This window comes from Oleiphilus sp. HI0086 (assembly GCF_001635225.1).
Map to the genome: position 1 here is coordinate 1 of NZ_LWFZ01000593.1, position 8,605 is coordinate 8,605.

Annotated in this window: 8 protein-coding genes; 4 read left to right on the forward strand and 4 right to left on the reverse strand. The window is 44.2% G+C overall.

Annotated elements, in window-relative coordinates; genetic code table 11:
- Positions 1 to 112: 112 nt before the first annotated feature.
- From A3756_RS07070 to A3756_RS07080, 3 genes are all read right to left on the reverse strand, one after another.
- On the reverse strand, positions 113 to 1,996 hold the full coding sequence (locus A3756_RS07070; protein ID WP_068553173.1) for a DUF4105 domain-containing protein: 1,884 nt from the start codon (positions 1,994 to 1,996) through the stop codon (positions 113 to 115).
- A 114-nt stretch (positions 1,997 to 2,110) separates the two neighbouring features.
- Entirely contained in the window at positions 2,111 to 2,593 is a 483-nt protein-coding gene (locus tag A3756_RS07075; protein WP_068515309.1) for a DUF3015 family protein, read from the reverse strand.
- A 229-nt stretch (positions 2,594 to 2,822) separates the two neighbouring features.
- The gene (locus tag A3756_RS07080) at positions 2,823 to 3,806 is read right to left on the reverse strand and encodes an adenosine kinase (RefSeq protein WP_068515182.1); all 984 of its coding nucleotides are present in this window, start codon (positions 3,804 to 3,806) and stop codon (positions 2,823 to 2,825) included.
- Between the two features lie 145 nt (positions 3,807 to 3,951).
- Between A3756_RS07080 and A3756_RS07085 the strand changes: the two genes are divergently transcribed.
- Together A3756_RS07085 and A3756_RS07090 are read left to right on the forward strand one after the other, a co-directional pair.
- Entirely contained in the window at positions 3,952 to 5,127 is a 1,176-nt protein-coding gene (locus tag A3756_RS07085; RefSeq protein ID WP_068515180.1) for an MFS transporter, read from the forward strand.
- Complete coding sequence (locus A3756_RS07090; protein ID WP_068515177.1) at positions 5,120 to 5,719, forward strand: hypothetical protein; 600 nt, start codon at positions 5,120 to 5,122, stop codon at positions 5,717 to 5,719. Before A3756_RS07085 ends, A3756_RS07090 begins: the two co-directional genes overlap by 8 nt.
- Positions 5,720 to 5,788: 69 nt before the next feature.
- Here A3756_RS07090 and A3756_RS27595 read toward each other — a convergent pair whose 3' ends face one another.
- Entirely contained in the window at positions 5,789 to 6,460 is a 672-nt protein-coding gene (locus A3756_RS27595; protein ID WP_068515173.1) for a PEP-CTERM sorting domain-containing protein, read from the reverse strand.
- Between the two features lie 294 nt (positions 6,461 to 6,754).
- Here A3756_RS27595 and A3756_RS07100 point away from each other — a divergent pair, with 294 nt between their 5' ends.
- Both A3756_RS07100 and A3756_RS07105 read left to right on the forward strand, forming a co-directional pair.
- Positions 6,755 to 7,387: a hypothetical protein gene (locus A3756_RS07100; RefSeq protein ID WP_068515171.1), complete on the forward strand. Its 633-nt coding sequence runs from the start codon at positions 6,755 to 6,757 to the stop codon at positions 7,385 to 7,387.
- A gap of 254 nt (positions 7,388 to 7,641) precedes the next feature.
- Positions 7,642 to 8,605, forward strand: a 964-nt coding sequence (locus A3756_RS07105; protein ID WP_197481241.1) for an NADP-dependent isocitrate dehydrogenase, incomplete at its 3' end; no start/stop codon positions are given.

Consider the following 8,605-nt stretch of genomic DNA (forward strand, 5'->3'; position numbering starts at 1 on the left):
CCTCATATCTGTAGGCAGAGGGTTCCACCCCTCGCTGAGTCTACCCCGCGCTAACCCTGCCAGCGAGACGAGGGAATGTATGTTTTCGATTGAGAAACCCTTTTTCTTACTCTTAAAAATAATGAACCAGAGAAAAACTGGAGGAGTGCTGATAGGCTTGTTCTTTGGTTTGTTGCTGATAAAAGCTGTGGTAAGCCGTTTGTGCCCGGATTTGCCATTGAGCACCAAGGTTGAAGCTAAAGCCAAGCTCAATATCCAAGCGCTTGAACTTAGCGCCGAAGAGATCAAAGGGGCGATAGGCTTCTAGCTTTAGGTTCCAGTCTTCATGCTGGCTTAGCCAGCCAAGTCGGGGGCCTGCTGCTAACCAGTAGCCTTTATCGATATCATTATCGAGATTCAGTTCTCCGTCAGTAAGGATGTATAGACGCTGCCCAAGATATTCATAACTCAGCCCTCCACCAGCATTCAAAAAACTGCTTAACTCTTCAGGGGCGCTGCGAGGTCGATAAAAGCCTGTCGCAACATGCCAGGAAATTGGTGTAATTAGTAGGTTTCGAGGTGTGTAGGAGGCAATATCGATGAGTTTCAGTTCTTGGAGTCGAGTCTTTGCCTCGTTATTTACCTCGGTACGACGAACTTTCATGTTAAGCATTTCAAGTTTAGCGCCTTGAATATAGCCAGGTAAGGCATCCAGTTGATCATGGTATGCTGCTCGAATTTCCAGTTGCTGGAAATGGTGGCTGCCGTCATAACCGCCGGCTAGCGTTAATCGGCGTGAGTTATGTCCTTGATCGTCACGATACTTAGGTGTTGGAAAGTCTGGAAATACTTTAGTCTTATCGATCTTACTTCTAGTCGAAAGTAGTTCGATCGTTCGTTTGCCAAGGTGTGGAAGGTCGGATTTTTTTCTCACTGCCAGGTAGCGGCTGTATTGGTAGGCCAATTCCAAAACCTTTGCCTGACTTTCTGTATCCAATCTTTGCAAGTGGTTTGTTGCAAGCTTGTTATCTTCTACCAAGTTCCTGGCAAGGTGGATCTCATCATCGCTTAAGTTATCGATCATCTGAGTCATCAGGCTTAAGGTAGAAGGGCGAAAACGTGCGTGCTTTACCGCTCCTGCTTGTTCAATGGCGCGTACTGTATCGGAAGGGATTGCGCTGAGTTTGAAGGCGTCGACGAAGTTAAAGCGTTCGCTGGCTGCATCCAATAAGGTGAGTAATTGGTAGGAGCAGTTTTCATCTACAAAATAATAATCAAAATGAACCGTTCTTATTTCCCAGGTGTGTCGGACAAACTGTTCGACCTCTTCTTGTGTCAGGTCTAAAGCGTATTCCCAAACGTCGCGTGACTCCAGGTGGCTGTATTCTTTGACTTTTTCATAGTAGGGGAGAATTGTAAAGACACCGGGGTAGCCACCGGAAAGACCTTTATAGGTAAAGACTAGCTCATTATCGTCAGGGTTGGCATTGGCGGCAAAGTTGATGCTGTAGTCTAGTAGTGCATTACTGCCAGAGGCGCGATCTATACGAATAAAGGTATGTCCAAACATTGAGGAGGGGCTGTTCAGATAGGCCGCCGGGAAGCTTAAGGTTAAGCTTTTAGGGTCGATCTTGGCGAACCAGTCCTCATAATCTGGGCACTTGGCTTCGGGGAAGTTCAATTCAGGGAGTTGTTGTGTTAGCCAATGAAAACGAGCAGGGAACTGGCAAATAAGCTCAAGGTTGCTGCTGTCGCCAGTAAACGCTGCAATATTAGCCTTGAGCTCAGACTTTGGCGAGTACTTTCCGTCTGGAGCGATAAAAAAACTGTCGTCATCAACCTGACTTTCAAATCGCGGAATAAAGCCTATTTGGTGAAAATGAAGAAGGTCGAGCCATTGTTCATTATCCGCTAGGGAAGTAAGTTTTGAATCTGGTATCGTTTGCGCGAGAGAGTTAAAGCTTAGACAGGCAAGAAAAGCTACATTCACCAGAATGTAATGGTAAGGGCAGTGCATGATATCTCTCGTTAGGGTGAATGCCGGTCTTTTAACTGGCACAAAAAAAGGGCATCAAATTGTGCCCTTTTTTAGATTCTAGATCTAGCGTAAGCGTAGATTAAACGAGGCTAATTAGCCTAGGTATTTAGCAAGAGTCTTGTTCTGGCTCATTACGCTAACCAATGCTTGGTATGCGTCACCAGAAGTTGTTGCTTCAGACATAAAGATTTGGTCAAAGCTTGCTTTCAATGCAGCATTGAATGTAGCAGCATCTTCTTTAGCAACGCCAACAAGTTCAGATAGTGCAGCAAGTGTTTCACCTTCACCAATTGCAGTGTCTTGAGCCAGTTGGTCAAGGTTTTTATCTATAAAAAGGGATACTTGGACTTTTAGAGGGCCGTTTGCATCTTCACAGCCAAGTGTGCCTGAGGTCATAGCAAAAGTTTGGCTGGCTATTCCGTTAGTTGTTGCGGCAAGAACGTGCTCATGCCATTCATCTGCATTTTTGAAAATAACTTCAGTACCTAAGCCGCACCCTGCAGGACCGTGACCGCCGGCAGCCATTGCAGTAAATGGAGCAGAAAGAATGAATGCACCTAAAATTAGTTTTTTCATAGCAATTCCTTGAATCATTTTTTGTAAGTAACGCCCTTCGATTATAAACAGCGTTATTGGAAAAAGGCAATGTGTTTAGTTTTATACAGCTTACCTTAAGTTTCACATTTTAATAGTGTAGTCGAAGATTTGGAAAAGGGAACAACGGGAGCTTTAATCTGCAGTTTCAGGTCGTGATAAGATTTAACAGCCTCATGAGTCGAGGCTGTTAAACGGGAAGAATATTTATCTAGAACTTCAGATCTGCATGTTGTTCTGGTCTGAGTCTCGGGCCGTACTGACTCACCACTTGAGCTGCGGCTCTGTTAGCAAGCGTTGCTGCTTGGGCAAAGGTTTGGTCATGAGTGATTGCATAAAGAAATGCACCTGCGAACATGTCGCCGGCTCCATTTGTATCGATTGCTTTTGCTTCAACGCCAGCGACTATTGAGATTTCATTGCCGTCATAAACGAGAGCGCCATCTTTTCCTAAAGTAATTGCAAAAGACTTTGCAGTTTCTTTAAGCTTTTCAGCAGCATCTTCGATGTTATTGCTTTGTGTCCAGGCGAGTGCTTCGTCTTTGTTGCAGAATAATAAATCAACCTGTTGGCCGATCATTTCCTTTAGCCCTTCGCCAAAGAACTCGACCATTCCTGGGTCAGAGAGGGAAATTGCCGTTTTTACACCCTGCTGCTCGGCAATTTCCCGTGCTTTGATGGCCGCTTGTTTGCCACTAGGTGATGTAACGAGATAGCCTTCGATATACAGGTATTCAGATTGAGCAATAGCTTTAGCATCAAGCTGTGCTTCATCTAATTCAGCGCTTACGCCCAAGAATGTATTCATGGTTCGTTCGGCGTCAGGGGTAATCATAACCAGACATTTTCCGGTTGTACCATTCGGGTGGGCTTTATCGCTTGTGGTCACGCCCGCTGCTTGGGTATCTTGTTGGAAGAATAGGCCGTTTTCGTCGTCTGATACTTTGCAGGAATAATAGGTCTTGGCACCGAAGTAACTGGCAGCGATAATCGAGTTGCATGCCGAGCCGCCGCTGGCTCTTTTACTACCAACCAAGTGTTCTTTCATTAGCTCTAGTATTTCGGCTTGGCGGGTTTCATCCACCAAGGTCATTAGACCTTTCTCAATATTAGCTTGGGATAGGAATTCATCGGTGACTTCAATTTCAGTATCGACGAGGGCGGCGCCTAAACCATAGACGTGATATTGTTGCATAGTAATTGCCTTGCTAGTTGGCTAATGGTGGTGTCCATTATATACAGCGTCATTTGCGTATGGCAAAGACGATTTATACGCTTGGTGAATAGCCTGCGCGGTAGATAGCATGAAAAAGGATATATGAGGAAGAACCTTGCTTGGAATGAATAGAAATGTATTGGTTTTATTGTTATCTGGTGCGCTGGGCTTGTGTATTGCGCCAATGGTTGTGTTTATCGGTGGTTTGGTCGGGGCATCGCTTGCTCCTGATCCAGAACTTTCCACATTGCCTGTAGCGGGCATTGTTATTGGTACCGCCTGTGCCGTGATTCCGGTCTCGCGTCTAATGCAGCGTTTCGGTAGAAAAAAGATCTTTTTGGCTGCCTCCTTATATAGCGCTTTGGTATCATGTTTTGCTGCGATTTCTATATCTTATGAAAGTTTTTGGTTGTTTTGTTTGAGTACTGTATTGCTAGGTGGTGCCCTGGCCGTTATTCAGCAATATCGTTTTGCGGCAATGGAGAGTGTTGAGCCATATCTGGCACCAAAAGCTGCATCCTTCGTGTTGTTGGGTGGGCTTATTGCGGCGATACTAGGGCCAGAGCTGGCTCATCTGGGGAGGGCGTTGCATGAAGTGCCCTTTTCGGGCTCGTTTACTCTGCTTTCAATTCTTTGTTTATTAAGTGGTGTTGTTATGTTGTTTTTTCAGCCCGTTGTCGTGACAGGGGGTGAGGAAGAACTCGGCGGCCGTCCTTTAATTGATATCATGCATTCATCCTTATTTTGGGTGGCGGTGATGTCGGCAACCATAGGTTATGCGGTGATGAGTTATGTTATGACCGCTACGCCCGTCAGTATGCATGTCATGGAAGGGCATTCTTTAGAAGATACTAAATGGGTTATTCAGAGCCATATTCTTGCGATGTTCTTGCCTTCCTTAGTGAGTGGATATCTGATTTCAAAGTTTGGTGAATATCGCTTGATGCTGGCTGGTTTGGCAGCTTATACGGTGTGTTTGATGATAGCGCTTTCAGGTCAGAATGTGATGCATTATTGGCTTGGATTGGTGTTGCTAGGTATTGGTTGGAACTTTCTATTTGTCGCAGGTACGGTTTTGCTTCCTAAAGTGTACCAACCTGCCGAGAGGTATAAAGTACAGGGTTTTAATGACTTTTTTGTGTTTGTATTCCAGGCTGCGGCATCAATATCTAGTGGAGTAGTTATTTATAGTGTTGGCTGGAATAGCCTGCTTATCTACGCTATTCCGCTAATTTTGGTTCAGATGTTGGTGATCTTTATCTGGAGAATAGGTAAAAGTAAGGAGGGAGAGCTTGTCTAATTATCGCTTTAGTTTTCTTTTGCTTGGAGGTTTAAGTCTGGCTGGCTGCTCCAGCTTGCCGCCTGAACAACCTCAAAATATTTGTAAAATATTCGAAGAAAAGCCAGACTGGCATGATGCCGCGCTCGATGTACGGGAACGCTGGGGAGTCCCTGTTCACATTCCAATGGCCATAATGTATCAAGAGTCATCTTTTAAATACGATGCGGCACCGCCGATGGAGTACTTCCTTGGATTTATTCCTATCGGTCGAGCGAGCGATGCGTATGGTTATTCTCAGGCTAAGACTCCTGTTTGGGGAGAATATGTAGCTGACGCCGGGAGCACCTTTGCAGATCGCGATGATTTTGATGATGCGATTGATTTTGTCGGTTGGTATATGAATCGAAGTAGCAAGATAAACAAGGTTAGTAAATGGGATGCCTACGCACAATACCTAAATTATCACGAAGGGCATGGTGGTTATCGTAGAGCTAGTTATGAAAAAAAACCTTGGCTAAAAAAGGTAGCGAAGAAGGTTGAGGCTCGGGCTAAAAAATATAGTGAGCAATACTGGTCGTGTAAAGATGACTTAAATAGTGGGTGGTTTTAGACAAGATTGATAGGCATAAAAAAACCTCACAAATGCGAGGCTTTTTTATTATTACTTGCGAGTGCTAGATTAAGCTTGCTTACGACGAGCGAAACCTAGACCAGCCAAACCAAGACCTAGAAGAGCTAGAGTGCCTGGCTCTGCAACTGATACTTCGAATGACTGGTGGATGCCGTCACCGCGCGATTCTACGATTACGCCGTCAACATTTTTGTACTTCGTATATGGCTTGCTACCAACTAGAACGTTTGGTGTTGCATAGTTTTGGCCGATGAAGATGCCGAAGTCTTCAGTGCCTGGATCTGTTGTGTTGTCTTCCAGGTCAGCAAAAAGGCTTGAACCCAAGTTAAAGCGAGTAAGCTTTGTGTCTTTGTCAAGGTCAAAGGTAAACCCATCATAGCCATTGCTATTTGTTTTTGCAGTCCAGTTGATAGTATTGCCCCAGTTGCTTGTAGAGGTGTAGTCACTGCCGTCAAAGCTAATGGTTGTAGCTGTAGGAGAGCTGCCATTTACGACTTCGAAGCTACCAAACCATGTGGCGTTTGATGATACATTTGGGCTTCTCCAACGAACATTCCATTGATAGTCATTGCCTTCAGTTGTCCAAAGGTAATAACCGTTTCCTTGTGAGCCAAGGTTGATGTTTGTTGCGGACGTTTCACCAGTGTACTGAGGTGTTGCAAGAGCGCATACAGAGGTAACTGCTAAAGTTGCTGCTGCTAAAAGCTGCTTAAGTTTCATGTAATTTTCCTTATTTGTAATTAAATGACGACTACAAAATAGTCCGTTAATTATAACTGTTGTTCAAAGCATTAGTTGTGCCAATGATCCATAAAATATATATATAACAGTAGGATAAGTTATTTGATATTTTTCTTTCTATGGTTTTTTTGTTTATTGTGTAAAAAAAGCTGACAGTTATTTAAGTGTTCAGAAATGGGTGGCGTGTTACTATGTTTATCAGTGATTTAGAAGTTTATCGGCAGGTGTTGAGAGCGAATGCCAGCCCATCTATAAATAGGGTGAGATTAAATTGTGGCTCAGATAGAAATGAAATTACTATTGTTGATGTGTTTGCTGGGCCTGTTATCGGCCTGTTCAACAACGACGTCAGACGCGAGGCAATATTTAGTTAATGCGAGTAATGCTAAGATTTCATCTTCTGCCTTGCATGTTGATAGAAGTCAGTTGATTCTTGCGTCTCAAGAAGGTGGGGGGCTTTATGAGCTGCATCACTCGTCGCTTGAGGTCGGTCAAATGTTCGCGAATGTGGCCTCAAAGTTTGGGTTTAGAAAAGCTTCTCCAGAAGAAGCAACTTATGTGGCGAAGTTGATATCTGCCTTCCCTGATGGCGGTGCGTGTGAAGGGCTTGGTGATGCGGCAAGTGATGGTGCGTCTTATACGGCTTCAGTGCTGACTTTTGGTATTTTACCAGCATCGGGCTCTCACTGTTATTTGGTGGCTTTGGAGCTCTATGAACGTATCGGGGGGGAGTTGCTATTGGTGGGAGAGTTTTTTGCTAATAAGGGGCGTGTTGATGTTTATGCTGGGGCAAATGAAATCGAAAGTTACTCCTTAATTGTTACTCGACGTGATGAGGTCCTGGCTTTAGAAACGTCAATTGCAGCGCTTTTTCGTCAGATGATTCTGGATGGAGCATTCGAGTAATAGAGGGCCAAAACCTCAGCAGAAAACTTGAATGAAGGATATCGCCTTTATTGACATAATTATGCCATCTTATTTCAGTACTATCTCTTTTGAATTTGTTATAAAACTTAAGTAGAAGGGGAAATTTCTTCCTTTTTTAGCTACACTAGCGTTTACGCATAATTTTCGCTGGGTCTGGTGATCACGAGTTGTCAGGTCCTCAGTGTGTAAAATTAGTTCCATTGGTTATCCTACCGGTACAGTTTGGGGAAAAAATGACAACAGAAATATCCAAGATTATCTACACAAAAACAGATGAAGCGCCAGCACTGGCAACCTATTCCTTACTTCCTATACTCAACGCTTTCACTTCCGCCGCTGGCGTGTCCGTTGATGAGAGCGACATTTCTTTAGCTGCACGTATCTTGGCAGCCTTCCCCGAGAAACTGACTGAAGAGCAACGCGTACCAGACGCGTTAGCTGAGTTGGGCGAATTAACGCTACATCCGGAAGCCAATATTATTAAATTGCCGAATATCAGTGCATCAATTCCTCAGTTGAAAGAAGCAATTAAAGAGCTACAGGATCAGGGTTATGATATTCCTGAGTACCCCGACGAAGCTGGCAGCGAGCAAGAAACAGAGATTAAAGCAAAGTATGCCAAAGTGTTGGGTAGTGCGGTAAACCCTGTTCTGCGTGAAGGTAATTCAGATCGTCGCGCGCCACCTTCCGTTAAAGCCTATGCGCGTAAATATCCACACTCCATGGGTAAGTGGAGTCAGGCGTCACGTACACATGTTGCCCATATGCGTAGCGGCGACTTTTACGACCAAGAGCAGTCTACGGTAATTGAAAAAGCTGGCAATGTTCGTATTGAACTTGTTGAAGCAGATGGAAAAGTGACCGTACTTAAAGAAAAGACAGCTGTCATTGAGAAAGAAGTGATCGATGGCATGTTTATGAGTGTTAAAGCTTTGCGTCAGTTCTTTGAAGAAGAGATGGAAGGTGCAAGAAGAGCTGACTTGTTGTTCTCTCTACATGTTAAAGCCACCATGATGAAGGTCTCGCATCCGATCGTATTTGGGCATGCGGTTACTGTTTACTTCAAAGAACTTTTTGAAAAGCATCAGGCGAAGTTTGAAGAGTTGGGTGTGAACCCTAACAATGGTTTGAGTAATGTTCACCAGAAAATATCTGATCTTCCTTACTCTCAGCGTTCTATAATTGAAGAAGATATTC